Raw genomic sequence first — 16,299 nt, forward strand, 5'->3', positions numbered from 1 at the left:
GAGTCGCTTTTTTTGTGTTTAATGGGCCGTAATTGCGATGCTGTTAAAAGAGTTCTATCAAAATTTCAGAACGGTTGAGTGGCTTGATCTGAGCTTCTACTAATTAGGGCTTTTGGGCGTATGTTATCTTATTTGAGTAGGCATCAATCTACGTCAAAAACCACTAAAAGGGAGTCGTGTTTTTCAGATTAAAATAATGACCATCAACTATTTACTTATTTGTTCTAGGTTGAAGGATAAAAGCATTATTAAAACTTTTTTTGACTTTCATAAGTGCTCTGTCAGCTTCTAACCGGGTTCTGAATTTTCCTACCCAAATCTTGTAATTGGGTTGCTCGTATTCAATGGTATTACTCCAGTCTGGAAATAAACTACTCACTTGGCTTTTAGCCGACTCAGCGCCACCACGGGGCCCGTTATACACTTGAATGATAAAAGCATTAACAGTACGTAAATCTTTCTTATACTCTAAAAGCTTATCAATGTCTTTGTTCTGCTCAATAGTTACGACACCTTGTTGGGCTTGTACTGCAAGATTTGAACAAGTTAAGGTAAGGGCAATTAGAGACAATTTTACTAAAGGTTTTATCATAGGATGGTCTTTTTTGGGTATGTGTAATTACAATTTATAGTGTAAATGATTTATTGTTAAATCATTCGTAGATTGCAAAAATATTAAAATTAATTTGCAATCTGCTCATGTCATTTTATTAAACTAAAATAAGGCTTATTTTATTATTTAGAACGTTTATAAATTATCAATTAACAGTTCTGTAACATTTATAAAATCGACTTTAAGTATTACTTTTGCCAGAGATTTTATAACTGTATTTTTTTCTTTTTAATGAAAAAATCATACCAAAGTTTGGAAGATAATTCAACTAACAATATGAAACAGGTGATACACCGTAAATTGGCCGCTAATATTCTACAATTAGGGTTTCTTATTTTACTTACGTTTTCAACATCGCTTCACGCTCAAGAGGGTGATCCTGCAAAGGGAAAAACAATATATAACGCCAATTGTGCTGCATGTCATAAATTGGATGCCCCAATGACAGGCCCAGCACTTCGTAATGTAGAGCAACGTTTGGCAGAGCAGGAAGGCCTTGATCGTAATTGGTTAACATCATGGATCCACAATAGTGCGGGTCTTATCAAGTCTGGTGATGCTTACGCCAATAAAGTCTACAACGAGTGGAACCAAATGCCTATGACTGCCTTCCCGCAGTTGTCTGATCAGGATATTAGTGATATTTTGGCTTACACTGCTGAAGAAAAAGCAGCGCCTCCTGTTCCTGTTGCCAGTGCAGATGGTGCAGCTACTGGTGGTGGTGATTCAGGTGTTTCAAACACGTTAATTCTTGGCGCCTTGGCTGTCTTATTTGCTTTATTGGCAATGGCTTTGGTTTTGGTAAGACGTACTTTAAATCGTTTCGCTGAAGCTAAGGGGGTTTATGTTGAAGAAAAAGATAAGGGTGTGTCCATCTGGAGAGCCTTTATTCAAAATCAATTCTTGATTTTTGTAACTGTCATCCTATTGTTGTTGTCCAGTACCTATTATGTTTATGGGTATTTTATGCAGGTGGGTGTAGACCAAGGTTATGAACCGGTTCAACCCATTCATTATTCTCACAGAATACATGCTGGAGATAACGCTATCGATTGTAAATATTGTCACTCTTCGGCTAGAGTGAGCAAACATTCAGGAATTCCATCATTGAACGTTTGTATGAACTGTCATAAATCAATCTCTGAAGTGGCACCAGAAACGCTTGCTGAAGGAAAAGAATATGGTGTAGACTACAATGCTGAAATTGAAAAATTATATGCAGCGACCGGTTGGAGTCCTGCTGAGCAAAAATATATAGGTGAACCACAACCAGTAAAATGGATTCGTATTCATAATCTTCCTGACTTTGCATATTTCAATCACGCACAACACGTGTCCGTAGGTGGTATTGAGTGTCAAACATGTCATGGTCCGGTACAAGAAATGGAAATTATGTACCAACATTCACCTTTGACCATGGGTTGGTGTATCAATTGCCATAGAGAAACGAATGTTAAAGTTGAGGATAACGCCTATTACACAAAAATTCACGAGCAGTTATCTAAAAAATATGGGGTTGAAAAACTTACTGTTGCACAAATGGGAGGTTTAGAGTGTGGTAAGTGTCATTACTAAACCATAACTTTTTGGTTAATCCCTCAAATATGGGAATCTCTTCACTGGGATTAAGTTCAATAAAATTAATAAGAAGTAATTCAATTATATAATATGTCATCAAACAAGAAATACTGGAAAAGTGTTGAAGAGCTAAATACAGACAGCTCTATTGTTGAGGCGCTCAGACAAAATGAATTTGTTGAAGAAATTCCAACTGACGAATTTTTAGGTAATAAATCCACTTTGGGGACGTCTGCAACAACACGTCGTGACTTCTTAAAATATGTTGGTTTTAGTACAGCTGCAGTATCACTTGCGGCTTGTGAAGGACCGATCATTAAGTCGATTCCATATGTGGTCCAACCAGAAAGTATCATTCCAGGAGTTGCCAATTTTTATGCTACTACAATAGCCAATGGCTATGATTTTGCGAGTATTCTTGTAAGAACTCGTGAAGGTCGTCCAATCAATATTCAAAATAATGATTTGGGGCAGACTGGCGCCAATGCGCGGGTAAATGCTTCTGTGTTGGGACTGTATGACAGTATGAGATTGCAGGCTCCCGTCAAAAATGGAAACAGTATATCGTGGGAAACATTCGATGCCGAAACGAACCAAAAATTAACTGACTTAACAAATTCAGGAAAAGAAATTGTCCTGTTAACACAAACATTTGCTAGTCCATCAGCATCAAAACTAATTTCTTCCTTCAAGGAAAAATACGGTAATGTGCGCCACGTGGTGTATGATGCCATTTCAGTTTCTGGAGCACTAGACGCCTATCAGGCAAAATATGGCGAACGTGCATTGCCAAATTACGATTTTTCAAAAGCAGCGACTATCGTGTCCGTTGGTGCGGACTTTTTAGGTGATTGGTGCGGCGGTGGATATGATGCAGGATATGCCTTAGGTAGAATCCCGAAAAATGGTAAGATGTCACGTCACATTCAGATTGAGGCCAATATGTCCTTAACTGGTGCCAATGCAGATAAACGAATTCCTGCCACACCCTCTCAGCAAAGGATGGTATTGGCGAAGATACACGGTTATATCACCGGCCAAAGTGTGTCAGCTGATTTACCTGCACACATAGAAAAAGAGGTTGAAAAAGTTGCCTCTGAGTTGAGAACAGCAGGAAGTAATGGGGTTCTGGTAACAGGTTTCAATGATGTCAATGCTCAAACGATTGTTTTAAACATCAATGCGGCACTTGGAAGTAAGGCCTTTGACACAAAATCACCTATAACTACAAGACAGGGAAGTGACCAGGCAGTGTCCTCTTTAGTAATGGACATGAACGCAGGAAAGGTTGGCGCCATTATTATGTGTGGGGTCAATCCGTTATACACTCTGCCTAATGCAAATGAATTTGCTGAAGGTTTGAAAAAAACTGAATTATCCATCGCTTTCTCCATGAAGGCTGATGAAACCGCTTTGGCGACACAATACATTGCTGCAACACCTCATTATCTAGAATCTTGGGGTGATGTTGAACTTAAAAAAGGACATTTTGCGCTGATGCAGCCTACCATTCGTCCGTTGTTTGATACTAGACAATTTGAGGAGGCCTTATTGAAGTGGACTGGAAGTGATGTATCCTATCATGATTTTATCAAGGAAACTTGGAACAATAGTATTTTGGGAGGTGGTTCATTCAACCAAGCATTGCATGATGGTGTCTTTTCGGCATCGTCTGCAGATACTATGGCTGCTATTTTCGGAGAGAATATGGCTTCTAATAGCACAGCTACACCTACTGAAACATCAGCTGGTACTGCCTTTGCATCAACAACCGCGATATCTGGAGGTGACGCCGCAAGAGCTTTGGTTTCCGCTCCAAAATCTGACGGATTTGAATTGACCTTATACAGCAAAGTAGGTATGGGCGATGGAAAACAGGCCAACAATCCATGGTTGCAGGAATTTCCAGATCCCATCTCAAGGGTTTCTTGGGACAACTATCTGTTGGTGTCCAAAACTGATGCCGCGAAATTGGGTATCAAAAATTGGCATGTTGCTGATGGTGGACTGAATAGTAGTTTGGTTGAATTGACATTAAATGGGGTGAGTGAAATCCTGCCTGTCATCATCCAACCAGGCCAAGCAGTCGGATCTATTGGAATGGCCTTTGGATATGGCCGTAGTAAAGGTTTGAAAGAAGAAATGCAAACCGGAAAAAATGCTTATAAGTTCTACGAAGATTTTAAAGAAACACAGTCAGGGGCTTCCATTAAGGTTGTTGCTGGTGAACATGAATTTGCTCTTATTCAATTGCATAATACCTTAATGGGTCGAAATGACATTATTAAGGAAACCACACTCGAAATATTCAATACCAAAGATAAAAGCTATTGGAATGCCGTTCCGATGGTGTCATTGAACCATATTGAGACCCCGGTAACATCACCCGAAGTAGACCTTTGGGACGAATTTGACCGTTCTATGGGGCATCATTTCAATTTGGCCATTGATTTAAACGCTTGTACGGGTTGTGGCGCATGCGTAGTTGCGTGTCAGGCTGAAAACAACGTTCCGGTGGTTGGGAAAAAAGAGGTAAGAAAAAGCCGAGATATGTACTGGTTGCGTATCGACAGATATTATTCTTCTGAAGAAACCTTTGCAGGAGATGTTGAAAAGAAAGAGAACATATCTGGTCTTTTAGGCGATAATGGATCAGTTGGCGTATTTGATGAAATGGAATCAGCTGCGATGAACAATCCTCAAGTAGCTTTTCAACCAATTATGTGTCAACATTGTAACCATGCCCCTTGTGAAACTGTTTGCCCTGTGGCTGCAACATCGCATGGACGTCAAGGTCAAAACCAAATGGTGTATAACCGTTGCGTGGGCACACGTTATTGTGCAAACAACTGTCCTTATAAAGTGCGTCGCTTCAACTGGTTCTCATATAACAAGAATGATGAATTTGATTACTACATGAACGATGATTTGGGACGCATGGTTTTAAATCCTGATGTGACTGTACGATCTCGTGGTGTGATGGAAAAATGTTCTTTCTGTATTCAAAAAACACAAAAAACAATTTTAGATGCCAAACTGGCTGGACGTGAAATAAAAGATGTAGAATTCCATACCGCTTGCTCTGCAGCTTGTGACAAAGGCGCTATGGTTTTTGGAGACATCAACGATAAAGAAAGTAAAGTTGCGAAACTTAAAGAAGATAAACGTATGTATCACTTATTGGAATACATTGGCACAAAACCAAATGTACAGTACCACACCATAGTGAGAAATACAACCGAAGCATAATAATTAATTAAGAAATAATTCTAAAAGCATTATGGCGTCTCATTACGAAGCACCTATTAGAAGACCTTTAGTTACAGGCCAAAAATCATATCACGATGTTTCCGTGGATATCGCTAGGCCTGTAGAAGGAAAAGCCAATAAATCATGGTGGATAGTTTTTTCTATCGCACTGGTAGCCTTTCTTTGGGGTATTGGATGTATCATTTATACCGTATCTACAGGAATTGGTGTTTGGGGTCTCAACAAAACCGTAGGTTGGGCTTGGGACATTACCAATTTCGTTTGGTGGGTTGGTATTGGTCACGCCGGTACTCTGATTTCAGCGGTATTATTATTGTTCCGTCAAAAATGGCGTATGGCAATTAACCGTTCTGCGGAAGCGATGACCATTTTTGCGGTCGTTCAGGCAGGATTGTTCCCTGTTATCCATATGGGCCGCCCGTGGTTAGCTTATTGGGTACTTCCAATACCAAACCAATTTGGATCTTTATGGGTCAACTTCAACTCGCCATTGCTTTGGGATGTATTCGCGATTTCAACGTATTTATCGGTTTCCTTAGTGTTCTGGTGGACCGGTTTATTGCCTGATTTCGCCATGTTGAGAGATAGAGCAGTCAAGCCTTTCCAAAAGAAGATTTATTCATTGTTAAGTTTTGGATGGTCAGGTAGAGCAAAAGATTGGCAGCGTTTTGAAGAAGTCTCTTTGGTTCTTGCTGGTTTAGCAACACCGTTGGTACTTTCTGTTCATACCATTGTATCTTTTGACTTTGCAACGTCTATTGTTCCGGGATGGCACACTACCATTTTTCCACCATATTTTGTTGCCGGTGCTGTTTTCTCAGGTTTTGCTATGGTGAACACGCTGTTGATCATTATGAGAAAAGTTTGTAGCCTTGAGGATTATATCACCATGCAACATATTGAGTTGATGAATATCGTTATTATGATTACGGGTTCTATCGTTGGGGTAGCTTACATTACGGAATTATTTGTCGCTTGGTATTCAGGAGTGGAGTATGAACAATACGCTTTCTTGAACAGAGCAACGGGACCTTATTGGTGGGCCTATCTCGCAATGATGAGCTGTAACGTGTTCTCTCCACAGTTTATGTGGTTCAAAAAATTGCGTACCAGTATCATGTTTTCGTTCTTTATTTCAATTGTGGTGAACGTGGGAATGTGGTTTGAACGTTTTGTAATTATCGTGACGTCATTGCACAGGGATTATTTACCATCTTCATGGACAATGTTCCAACCAACATTTGTAGATATCGGAATTTTTATTGGCACCATAGGATTCTTTTTTGTATTGTTCTTATTATATGCGCGTACGTTCCCAGTAATTGCACAAGCAGAGATTAAAACAATTTTGAAAACATCAGGTGAAAGTTATAAACGTATCAGAGAATCTGGTGGTAGTTTAGTTAATGCGGGTATTGATGCACGCACACATAAAGTCATTCCACATTCAGGAACGCCTTTAGTTGATAATAGGTCTACTGCCATCGCAAATGATCCTGAAGCTATCAGTAAGCTCCTAGAAAGTGTGGGTGCTTTTGATCCATTGACGCAAACTAAAGACGATTTGCAGCAAATCATCGGTATAGATTCAAGAATGGAAGAAGTCCTGAATGGTATTGGAATTTATTCTTACGTGCAGGTAAGCAATATTACAAAAAGAGAATACGACTTGTTAGACGAGATTACAGCATCTATCCAAGGAAGGGCAGAACGGGATGATTGGGCAGGACAGGCTAAAACACTAATTAATAACAACTAGTAGTATGGAAGATTCTTCAAAAGTAATTCACGCTATTTATACAGATGATGATCTCTTAATGGCTGCCGTTAAAAAAGTAAGGGCTGAAAGATATCACATTGAAGAAATATATACACCATTTCCGGTACACGGGTTAGATAAAGCTATGGGATTAGCCCCAACAAGGCTAGCAATTACCTCCTTTATTTATGGTACTATTGGATTAATAGTATCTGTGGTAATGATGAATTATATTATGATTGAAGATTGGCCACAAGATATTGGTGGTAAGCCTAGCTTCAGTTATATAGAAAACATGCCTGCATTTGTGCCAATCATGTTTGAATTAACGGTGTTTTTTGCAGCGCATTTAATGGTAATTACCTTTTATTTACGAAGTAAAATTTGGCCCTTTAAAAAAGCCGAAAATCCTGATACAAGAACCACAGATGATCATTTCTTAATGGAAATAAGCGCTGGGCAAAATGTTGATGCGCAGTTTGATATGTTAAGAAATACAGGCGCAGTAGAAGTTACATTAATTGATAAAGCACACTAATACACATGAAAAGCTTATTTAAATTAATAATATTGATGGTGGTTTTGATCTCTTTTGCATCATGTCAAAATAAATCAAGACCAAATTATCAGTATTTCCCAGATATGTATTATCCAGTAGGATATGAAACTTACTCTGAAGTGGAATTTTTACCTTATGACATGGAGGCCAAATTACCGGCTAAGGGTACGGTATCAAGAGGCCATATACCTTTTGATATTGATGGAACACTTGAAGGTTATGACTTGGCAAAAGCAACGTTAATAAGTCCGTTGGATTCTACTCAAATTGACTCACCAAGAGGCGGTCAGCTCTATGATATTTACTGTGCCGTTTGTCACGGTAAAAAAGGGGATGGTCAAGGTATTTTGGTGCAACGTGAAAAGATTTTAGGGGTGCCTGCCTTTAACGATGCAGGAAGAGCTTTAACCCCAGGGAGTATTTACCATACTATTTATTATGGAAAAAATGTCATGGGGTCTTACGCAAACCAATTAGATGAGGAAGAACGTTGGCAAGTTGTGGATTACGTGATGCAACTAAAAGCAGAATTAGGAGGAAGTCAGACTGTTAAAGATTAAATATAGATATGTATACAATTTCAAATAGATTAAAGACATTTTCCATCATCCTGATTGTTTTGGGTATTTTAGGAGTGGCTTATGGTTTTATGACATCACACAAATCTTTAGAAGAGGTCAAAACCATGCTCGCCGAAGATCATTCGGTCCACGGTGCAGATTTTGTACCCTTAACGCAGGAACATGTTGTGCGCGGTGTTGAGAATGATGACGATAATTTTCATAGATCGGGTGCTTACGACGCCACGGCAGATGTTGATGATATGGACCTCGAAACCGAAGGGATGATAATGGATTCCACAGCTATGGAATCTTCTGAGGTGCACAGTGATAATGAGTCAAGTGGAACTGATGTGCAAGAACATTCTCAAACTGAAGATGCACATGGTATGGTAGGAGAGCATGGAGAAGGCAACCAAGATACTCATGCAGTACACGTTCAAGAACAACTTGCTAAAAGACCTTGGTCTGCTCTTTATGTGGCAGCATTTTTCTTTATGATGATTGCCTTGGGGGCATTGGCTTTTTATGCTATTAACATTGCAGCTCAGGCTGGTTGGTCTCCTTTACTGATGAGGGTTATGGAAGGTATCACTGCCTATTTATTGCCAGGAGCAATTATTGTGGTTGTCATAGCATTAGGATCGCATTATATTGGACACCACAACGAAATTTTTATCTGGATGAATCCGGAGGTTGTGGCAGATGATGAATTGATTCAAAATAAATCGAGCTATTTAAACATTCCATGGTTCGTAATCAGAGCTGCCATCTTTATTGGAGGCTGGTGTACCTACAGATATTTTGCACGTAAATTTTCAATTGCTCAAGACAATGCTGAAGCTGGCGATATCAGAAACTTTAAGAAATCGTTCAGAATTGCTGCCGGATTTTTAGTGTTCTTCATATACACTGAATCTATTATGTCATGGGACTGGATCATGAGTGTTGATCCACATTGGTTCAGTACCTTATTTGGATGGTATGTGCTTGCAAGTATGCTGGTAAGTGGTATAACCGTTATTGCTATGGTCACCATTTACTTGAAATCAAAAGGGCTTTTACCTATGGTCAATGATAGCCACATCCATGATTTGGCCAAGTTTATGTTCGGATTTAGTATCTTCTGGGCCTATTTATGGTTCTCTCAATTCATGTTGATTTGGTATGCTAACATTCCTGAGGAAGTGGTTTACTTTATAACACGAATAGAAGATTATAATTTACTATTTTTTGGTATGTTGGTGCTTAACTTTGTCTTCCCATTTTTGATTTTAATGAACAGTGAATACAAACGTATTCCTTGGTTTGTAGTAATGTCTGGAGTCCTTATTTTGGTAGGCCATTATATTGATGTTTTCGTCATGATTATGCCAGCAACTGTAGGAGACCAATGGTTTATTGGAATTCCTGAAATTGGATCTGTATTATTGTTCGGCGGTTTATTCATGCTGGTTGTATTTACATCATTGACCAAAGCGCCTCTAACACCAAAGGGAAATCCATTCATCAAAGAAAGCGAACATTTCCATTATTAATAACAATATATAAAGAAGAGAAACGACAATGACTGCTTTATTAACAATTATCATAGTACTTTTTGTGGCGGTAGCTATTTGGCAAATGGTCAAAATTTTTGATCTGGCCCAGGTACGTACTGACACCTCAGATAGTGGAATTGCAACAGATCACGATAATAATATCAATGGCTATTTAATGCTTGGCTTTTTAGTCTTCATTTATGTCATAACGATTATTTGTTTTGTAAAATGGGGAGATCTGCCATTAGTATATAATGCCGCTTCAGAGCATGGCTCTAGAATTGATAATCTGATGATTATCTCCATGCTGGTGATATTTTCTGTACAGACCCTTACACAATTTTTATTGTATTATTTTGCATTCAAATACAGAGGAGAGAAAGGTAAAAAAGCCTTGTATTTTGCTGATAACAATACCTTGGAAGCCATTTGGACTATTATTCCGGTAATTGTATTGGCAGGATTGATTATATATGGGTTGTTTACATGGACTTCCATTATGAATATCGATGAAGATGCTGACCCAATGGTTGTGGAGCTTTATGCCCAACAATTTAATTGGACCGCCCGTTACGCTGGTCAGGATAATGTTTTGGGGATGGCCAACGTTAGGTTGATCGATATTGACAAAGCCAATGTTTTGGGAGTTGATGAGGCTGATCCTAATGCACAAGATGATATTGTAGTAAAGGAGTTACACTTAGTTGTTGGTAGGCCCGTCATGTTTGTAATGCGTTCTCAAGATGTATTGCACTCCGCTTATATGCCACACTTTAGAGCGCAGATGAACTGTGTTCCTGGAATGATTACCAAATTCGGATTCACACCAACGGTAACTACAAAGGAGATGCGTGAAAACCCAGACATGATTGATAAAATACAGCGCATCAATAATATACGTGCCGAAAAAAGTACTGCGTTAGTAGCTGAAGGTAAAGAAACCTTAGACCCTTACGAATTTCATTATTTATTGCTTTGCAACAAGATTTGTGGGAAATCTCACTATAACATGCAAATGAATATCATCGTTGAAACCCAAGAAGAATTTGATGCTTGGATAAAAGAGCAAAAAACCTTCAAATCTTCCATGACGCAATTTATCGGAGAGGATCCATTACCCTTGGCCGATAAGTCAATGGAACAAATAACTGAATAAAATTCTTAAATAAAGTATATATAGATTATGTCAACACACGCAGTAGATACTCACGCACACGACGACAATCATGGACATCATCACAAAGAGACCTTTGTAACCAAGTATATTTTTAGTCAAGATCATAAAATGATCGCAAAACAGTACCTTATTACTGGTACCATCATGGGGGTTATAGGTGTTATTATGTCGCTTATGATGCGTATCCAGATTGCATGGCCAGAAGAGCCAAACGTTCTGTTTGAGGCCTTGTTGGGTAAATGGGCGCCAGGTGGTGTTATGGATGCTGATATCTATTTGGCTTTGGTAACCATCCACGGTACAATTATGGTATTCTTCGTATTAACCGCTGGTTTGAGTGGGACATTTAGTAACCTATTGATTCCGTTACAAATTGGAGCCCGTGATATGGCTTCAGGATTTTTGAACATGGTATCGTATTGGTTATTTTTCCTATCAAGTGTCATCATGATAATTTCATTATTTGTTGAAGCAGGACCTGCTGCAGCGGGTTGGACCATATATCCTCCATTGAGTGCCTTACCAATGGCACAAGGTGGCTCAGGGATGGGTATGACCTTATGGTTGGTTTCTATGGCAATCTTTATCGCCTCCTCGTTATTGGGGTCTTTAAACTATATTGTTACGGTCATTAATATGCGTACCAAAGGGATGAGTATGACGCGTTTGCCATTAACTATCTGGGCATTTTTTGTAACCGCAATTATTGGTGTGGTTTCCTTCCCGGTACTTTTTGCTGCGGCTTTATTGTTGATCATGGATAGAAGTTTTGGAACCTCCTTCTTTTTATCTGATATCTTTATACAAGGTGAAGTGTTGCATTACCAAGGTGGATCACCCGTATTGTTTGAACATTTATTCTGGTTCTTAGGACACCCTGAAGTGTATATTGTCATCTTACCTGCCATGGGATTGGTCTCTGAAATTTTGGCCACCAATGCACGTAAACCTATTTTCGGTTACCGAGCGATGGTTGCTTCTATTTTAGCTATTGCTTTCCTATCCACCATTGTTTGGGGTCACCATATGTTTGTTTCTGGTATGAATCCATTCTTAGGTTCAGTATTTACTTTTACAACCTTACTAATTGCGATTCCTTCTGCGGTGAAGGCCTTTAACTGGATCACGACTATTTGGAAAGGAAATCTCCAGATGAATCCTGCCATGCTGTTTGCCATCGGCTTTGTATCTACTTTTATAACGGGAGGTCTAACAGGTATTATTCTTGGAGATAGTGCCTTAGATATTAATGTTCATGATACCTATTTCGTTATTGCCCACTTCCATTTAGTAATGGGAATCTCAGCGCTTTACGGGATGTTTGCGGGAATCTACCATTGGTATCCAAAAATGTTTGGAAGAATGATGGATAAAAACTTGGGGTACATCCACTTCTGGGTGACTGCTATTTGTGCTTACGGTGTGTTCTTCCCTATGCACTTTATTGGAATGGCAGGTTTACCAAGACGATATTATACCAACACTGCCTTTCCATTATTTGATGATTTGGCAGATGTCAATATCGTAATCACCGTTTTTGCACTTATTGGAGGAGTTGTTCAGATTATTTATCTATACAATTTCTTTGCTAGCATGTTTATCGGTAAAAAAGCTGTTCAAAATCCATGGAGATCTAATACCTTGGATTGGACAACACCTGTTGAACATATCCACGGAAACTGGCCAGGGGAAATCCCTCACGTTTACCGCTGGTCTTATGATTACAGTAAACCAGGTCATGATGAAGACTTTGTTCCTCAAAATGTACCTTTAAAAGAAGGCGAAGAGGAATTGCAACACTAAACGCATTCCTGCTTAGGCAGTCCCGACACATCGGGATCATAATAAACAAAAAGACCTTTGGATTGATGCAATCATTCTAAAGGTCTTTTTCATTATATTTGCTTTTGTCTCAATGATATTAGTGTAGTGATTAATCTATGCTTTTTTAAAACAAGATTCCCACTTTCGTGGGAAGTACCATGAATGAAAACCTAAACCCATCCAGCGAAAACCTTTCTCCTGATGAATTTGATGTCGAGAAAAAATTAAGACCCTTATCCTTCGATGATTTCTCAGGTCAGGACCAGGTTTTGGAGAATTTGCAGATTTTCGTTGAAGCTGCCAACCAAAGAAATGAAGCTTTGGATCATACCTTGTTCCATGGCCCTCCAGGACTTGGTAAAACTACTTTAGCACATATTTTAGCGAGTGAACTGGGAGTAGGCATTAAAGTGACCTCAGGCCCGGTGTTAGACAAACCAGGTGATCTTGCAGGCCTTTTGACCAATCTTGATGAACGTGATGTGTTGTTCATTGATGAAATCCATAGATTGAGTCCTATTGTTGAAGAATATTTGTATTCGGCCATGGAAGATTATAAAATTGATATCATGATTGAGTCTGGTCCAAATGCCAGAACCGTTCAAATCAATTTGAATCCCTTCACCTTAATTGGAGCTACCACACGGTCAGGATTGTTGACCTCACCAATGCGGGCACGTTTCGGCATCCAAAGCAGATTGCAGTATTACAATACCGAGTTATTGACCACTATTACCCAACGAAGTGCCTCTATTTTAAATGTTCCCATCTCTATGGAAGCTGCGGTTGAAATTGCAGGCCGAAGTAGAGGGACACCCCGTATATCCAATGCCTTGTTGCGTCGCGTGCGTGATTTTGCACAAATAAAAGGAAACGGCAGCATAGATATTGCGATTGCTAAATTTGCGCTTAAAGCGTTGAATGTGGATGCACACGGACTTGATGAAATGGACAATAAGATTTTGATGACCATAATTGATAAGTTTAAAGGAGGTCCTGTAGGTATTTCCACGTTGGCCACGGCAGTCAGTGAGAGTGCGGAAACTATTGAAGAAGTGTATGAACCTTTTTTGATCCAACAGGGTTTTATTATGCGTACGCCTCGTGGAAGGGAAGTGACAGAGTTGGCATACAAACATTTGGGGAAAATAAAGGGAAATGTTCAAGGTGGACTGTTTTAATCCATTCTTATATACAGAAGAAATGCCAACGGTAAGAATAATAAAAACTGTAATTTTCAAAGGCACGATATATTGAAATATCCTATTCAGAATGGCAAACATGAGCGAAGAAAGTAAAATACCAGAAGTCTCCATTTTTCGATTTATAAGAGATTCGATCAATATCCTCAAAAATCCATTGCCATTTCATTTAAAGAACTTTCAAGAAAAAGGCAACACGTTCAAGTTGAAGATTGGTTTTAATAATTATGTGATTTTTTCTCGTGATGCAGCATTTGCAGAGTACGTGCTTCAAAAGAATCATAAGAATTACACCAAATCCAAGATACAAACTGTGGATTTGGTCAAATACGTAGGCAGAGGTCTTTTGACCTCAGAAGGCGAGCTATGGAAAAAGCAGCGGCAGCTCATTCAACCTGCTTTTCATAAGAAACAACTGGCAAATTTACTGGACACATTGCTTGAAGCTATCCAGACGGAGTATAAGCGGATTTCAACTGGAAAAAAAATTGATGTCTTTCCAATTTTTAACGACTTGGCGTTTCAGACTGTGGTGAAATCATTATTTAGCGCTGCTGCAAACCCGCAGGACATCAAACATCTACAACATATCACCGAAGCAGGACAGCGGATGCTCGTTAAAGAATTGCGACAATCTTATTTGGTATGGTGGTTTAAAGCGAGTGGGATTTTAAAAAAACACTTAGATTTAGTCCAAGAAGCGCGACAGATTCTTAAAAATATAGTCGATACGCGAAGAGCTTTAGGAGAAAGACAGGATGATTTACTCGACATGCTTTTGGAAGCGAGGTATGAAGATGGGAACTTCATGGATGAAGAGCAGTTGATTGATGAAATCTTGATTCTCTTTACGGCTGGGCATGAAACCACGTCGAATGCGCTGACGTTTATCTTCCAATTGTTGGCATTGCATCCAGAATGGCAAGAAAAAATTTATCAGGAAATCGAATCCAATGAAGATGAGCGTCAAGACCTGATGGCTTTTGTGATGAAATCCAAAGTGTGCCAGCAGGTTATTGAAGAGGGCATGCGCTTGTATCCACCAGCTTATTTTATAGATCGTGTCAATGTTGAGGAAGACACTTTTGAAGGGAAAATCTTTGAAAAGGGATCAAATTTACTGTTTTCTGTTTATGAAATTCACCGTCACCCTGATTTGTGGGAGCGACCTTTAGAATTTCGTCCAGAGCGTTTTGAAGACGGGAGCCGTAAATTCTCATCCCAATACTTTCCGTTTGGCGCTGGACCCAGAAAATGCATTGGTAATAATTTTGCGATGTTTGAGATGATACTGGCAGTTACCGAATTGATTCGGAATTATAAAATTTATCCAGAATTTGAAACTATCGAGATTAAACCTCTGATTACTCTAAAACCGAAGAATGCCATTTTGCGATTTGAAAAGCGGAAGAATTGATTGAAAATAGAGCTAAATACAGCCAGTTGATTAAAACCGAAGCCAAACGCCTCGGTTTTCTCTTTTTCTTAAAATATAGACATAGACATGGATTAAAATTTTAAGAATTAAAGCTTCTATCTAAAAATTGACTAACTTTAATTCGTTTTATTTAATTGATATAGAGATGTTTATTAATGTGGGGCCACTTATAATTTTAGATATTCTAGGCAAATTTTTGCTGTAAGATATCGATATTCATCTTTTTGTTTCTTTCTCTCAGGAAGATTATAAAGTAGAGAAAAATAATAATATTCCCACAGGTTTCGAAATAACGGCATTAGGTAAAAGTCATGGCTTAAATTCATCTGATGTTTCTACTTTATATCAAGATAATGAAGGAGTATTTAGGTTGGGACTCGATAATATCTGTCCATTATTAATTGTTCATCTATAAGATGGGAATAATCATAAAAAAGATATGTATACACCTGAATGAATTTTACAAGCTCTGAAGCCATTTGTCGACATCTTTCAGATATAAGACAGATTGCTATACAAAGAAAATCAGCTATCTTAAATTAATGTAAATGATTACTAAAGCATTTTTTTTTGTAGAATAAAATTGAGTCATATTATTTTTTTTTCTACAGCTTATTGGTTGGTATTCTTCATATGCTCAAATAGAGGTTTCCAATTTTGACAACCAAATACATTATACTAAACAGAATGGTTTATCAGCAAAATTATGTTGGTGGTATAATAGAAGATAAACAAGGTTTTTTATGGATTGCAAATGGAAATGGAATTGCACGTTTTG

General features: G+C 38.6%; 12 protein-coding genes. 11 read left to right on the top strand and 1 reads right to left on the bottom strand.

Features of this window, described 5'->3' with window-relative positions; genetic code table 11:
• Positions 1-211: 211 nt before the first annotated feature.
• Positions 212-592 carry an SPOR domain-containing protein gene (locus tag A9996_RS17755; RefSeq protein ID WP_066438424.1) on the bottom strand — a complete coding sequence of 127 codons (381 nt, stop codon included), beginning with the start codon at positions 590-592 and terminating at the stop codon, positions 212-214.
• 297 nt (positions 593-889) lie between these two features.
• On the opposite strand from A9996_RS17755, the gene A9996_RS17760 reads away from it, so the two are divergent.
• The 11 genes from A9996_RS17760 to A9996_RS21085 form a co-directional block, all read left to right on the top strand.
• Positions 890-2,188 (top strand): c-type cytochrome, encoded by a 1,299-nt coding sequence (locus tag A9996_RS17760; protein ID WP_066438450.1) that lies wholly within the window; start codon positions 890-892, stop codon positions 2,186-2,188.
• A gap of 93 nt (positions 2,189-2,281) precedes the next feature.
• Entirely contained in the window at positions 2,282-5,440 is a 3,159-nt protein-coding gene (locus tag A9996_RS17765; RefSeq protein WP_066438426.1) for a TAT-variant-translocated molybdopterin oxidoreductase, read from the top strand.
• 31 nt (positions 5,441-5,471) lie between these two features.
• Positions 5,472-7,220, top strand: a complete 1,749-nt coding sequence (gene nrfD, locus A9996_RS17770; protein WP_083994017.1) for an NrfD/PsrC family molybdoenzyme membrane anchor subunit — start codon at positions 5,472-5,474, stop codon at positions 7,218-7,220.
• Between the two features lie 4 nt (positions 7,221-7,224).
• Complete coding sequence (locus A9996_RS17775; protein ID WP_066438430.1) at positions 7,225-7,758, top strand: DUF3341 domain-containing protein; 534 nt, start codon at positions 7,225-7,227, stop codon at positions 7,756-7,758.
• 5 nt (positions 7,759-7,763) lie between these two features.
• The gene (locus A9996_RS17780) at positions 7,764-8,339 is read left to right on the top strand and encodes a c-type cytochrome (protein ID WP_066438433.1); all 576 of its coding nucleotides are present in this window, start codon (positions 7,764-7,766) and stop codon (positions 8,337-8,339) included.
• An 8-nt stretch (positions 8,340-8,347) separates the two neighbouring features.
• Positions 8,348-9,877 (top strand): quinol:cytochrome C oxidoreductase, encoded by a 1,530-nt coding sequence (locus A9996_RS17785; RefSeq protein ID WP_066438436.1) that lies wholly within the window; start codon positions 8,348-8,350, stop codon positions 9,875-9,877.
• A 28-nt stretch (positions 9,878-9,905) separates the two neighbouring features.
• Positions 9,906-11,036: a cytochrome c oxidase subunit II gene (locus A9996_RS17790; protein ID WP_066438438.1), complete on the top strand. Its 1,131-nt coding sequence runs from the start codon at positions 9,906-9,908 to the stop codon at positions 11,034-11,036.
• Positions 11,037-11,063: 27 nt separating this feature from the next.
• A complete protein-coding gene (locus tag A9996_RS17795; RefSeq protein ID WP_066438444.1) occupies positions 11,064-12,860 on the top strand; it encodes a cytochrome c oxidase subunit I in 1,797 nt (598 codons plus the stop codon).
• Between the two features lie 179 nt (positions 12,861-13,039).
• Positions 13,040-14,062, top strand: a complete 1,023-nt coding sequence (ruvB, locus tag A9996_RS17800) for a Holliday junction branch migration DNA helicase RuvB (RefSeq protein ID WP_066438448.1) — start codon at positions 13,040-13,042, stop codon at positions 14,060-14,062.
• A 100-nt stretch (positions 14,063-14,162) separates the two neighbouring features.
• Complete coding sequence (locus A9996_RS17805; protein WP_066438452.1) at positions 14,163-15,500, top strand: cytochrome P450; 1,338 nt, start codon at positions 14,163-14,165, stop codon at positions 15,498-15,500.
• Positions 15,501-16,208: 708 nt separating this feature from the next.
• The coding region (locus A9996_RS21085; RefSeq protein ID WP_428838892.1) for a two-component regulator propeller domain-containing protein at positions 16,209-16,299 on the top strand (91 nt) is incomplete at its 3' end.

Source organism: Gelidibacter algens, from assembly GCF_001678675.1.
In the GTDB taxonomy this organism is placed as follows: domain Bacteria; phylum Bacteroidota; class Bacteroidia; order Flavobacteriales; family Flavobacteriaceae; genus Gelidibacter; species Gelidibacter algens.

What these genes read in the sequence shown, in the direction of transcription:
- nrfD (WP_083994017.1), top strand. Translation starts at nt 5,472, where the DNA reads ATGGCGTCTCATTACGAAGCACCTATTAGAAGACCTTTAGTTACAGGC.
- A9996_RS17795 (WP_066438444.1), top strand. Translation starts at nt 11,064, where the DNA reads ATGTCAACACACGCAGTAGATACTCACGCACACGACGACAATCATGGA.
- A9996_RS17790 (WP_066438438.1), top strand. Translation starts at nt 9,906, where the DNA reads ATGACTGCTTTATTAACAATTATCATAGTACTTTTTGTGGCGGTAGCT.
- A9996_RS17765 (WP_066438426.1), top strand. Translation starts at nt 2,282, where the DNA reads ATGTCATCAAACAAGAAATACTGGAAAAGTGTTGAAGAGCTAAATACA.
- ruvB (WP_066438448.1), top strand. Translation starts at nt 13,040, where the DNA reads ATGAATGAAAACCTAAACCCATCCAGCGAAAACCTTTCTCCTGATGAA.
- A9996_RS17785 (WP_066438436.1), top strand. Translation starts at nt 8,348, where the DNA reads ATGTATACAATTTCAAATAGATTAAAGACATTTTCCATCATCCTGATT.
- A9996_RS17805 (WP_066438452.1), top strand. Translation starts at nt 14,163, where the DNA reads ATGAGCGAAGAAAGTAAAATACCAGAAGTCTCCATTTTTCGATTTATA.
- A9996_RS17775 (WP_066438430.1), top strand. Translation starts at nt 7,225, where the DNA reads ATGGAAGATTCTTCAAAAGTAATTCACGCTATTTATACAGATGATGAT.
- A9996_RS17780 (WP_066438433.1), top strand. Translation starts at nt 7,764, where the DNA reads ATGAAAAGCTTATTTAAATTAATAATATTGATGGTGGTTTTGATCTCT.
- A9996_RS17760 (WP_066438450.1), top strand. Translation starts at nt 890, where the DNA reads ATGAAACAGGTGATACACCGTAAATTGGCCGCTAATATTCTACAATTA.
- A9996_RS17755 (WP_066438424.1), bottom strand. Translation starts at nt 592, where the DNA reads ATGATAAAACCTTTAGTAAAATTGTCTCTAATTGCCCTTACCTTAACT.